1 protein-coding gene is annotated in these 1,232 nt (G+C 67.2%); it reads left to right on the top strand.

Features of this window, described 5'->3' with window-relative positions; genetic code table 11:
* A partial coding sequence (locus OBACDRAFT_RS24010; RefSeq protein WP_043589654.1) for a helicase-related protein occupies window positions 1-1,232 on the top strand: 1,232 nt, incomplete at both ends.

A 1,232-nucleotide genomic window follows, 5' to 3' on the forward strand; every position in this document is an offset into this window, starting at 1 on the left:
GAACTCCCCAGCCCCGCCTACACCCTCGTCGAACAACTCTCCCGCAACGTCCCCGGACTCCTCCTCCTCACCGCCACCCCCCGCCAACTCGGACAGGCCGGCCACTTCGCCCGCCTCCGCCTCCTCGACCCCCACCGCTACTCCGACTACGAACAATACCTCCGCGACACCGAAGGCTTCACCGCCATTGCCGCCATTGCCGAAAAAATCGTCGGCGAGCCAACCCCCAAGCCACTCACGGCCAAGGACCACGCCACCCTGAAAAAAATCTTCACCCGCGACCCCGCCGGACTCGCCGCGCACCTCGAAGCCCTTGCCGCCGGACGCCCCGGCGCGCGCGAAGCCCTCCTGCGCACCCTCCTCGACCAGCACGGCACCGGTCGTGTCGTCTTCCGCAACACCCGTGCCGCCATGACCGGCTTCCCCAAACGCCACTACTGCCCCATCGTGCTCCCCCTCCCAAGTGGCGCGGGCGTCTCGCCCGCAGGTAGGGGCGTCGCTTGCGACGCCCGCGCACGCCATTTGATGCCGTCTCCTGCAAACGCGGGCTTCGCAAGCGAAGCCCCTACGCGTGGCGCGGACATCTCGCCCGCAGATGATTCTGATGCGGACGAGACGCCCGCGTCACTCTCAATCCCCCTCTCCCCCGCCGCCCTTCTCGCCCGCGACGCCCGCGAACTCCTCGCCGAAGAAACCACCACCGACGCGCTCCGTTACAACCTCAAGCACGACCCCCGCATCGCCTGGCTCGCCGACCTCCTCCACCAACACCGCCCGTCAAAAGTCCTCCTCATCTGCAAAACCCGGCGCAAAGCCATTGCCATCGCCGACGCCCTCCAAGAGCAAACCATCACCAACACCGCGATCAAAACCGGCCTCTTCCATGAAGACCTGCCCCTCGTGCAACGAGACCGCAACGCCGCCTGGTTTGCCGAGCCCGACGGCGCGCAACTCCTCATCTGCTCCGAAATAGGCAGCGAAGGCCGCAACTTCCAATTCGCCCACCACCTCGTCCTCTTCGACCTCCCCCTCAACCCCGGCCTCCTCGAACAACGCATCGGACGCCTCGACCGCATCGGCCAGACCCAGACCATCCGCATCCACGTCCCCCTCCTCGCCGGCAGCGCCACCGAACGCCTCGCCGACTGGTATCACCGCGGCCTCGACGCCTTCGAAAGCCCCCTCCACGGCGGTGCCGAATACGAACGCCAGTTCCGCAACCGCCTCCTCGA

The sequence above is a fragment of the Geminisphaera colitermitum TAV2 genome (assembly GCF_000171235.2).
Classification (GTDB): domain Bacteria; phylum Verrucomicrobiota; class Verrucomicrobiia; order Opitutales; family Opitutaceae; genus Geminisphaera; species Geminisphaera colitermitum.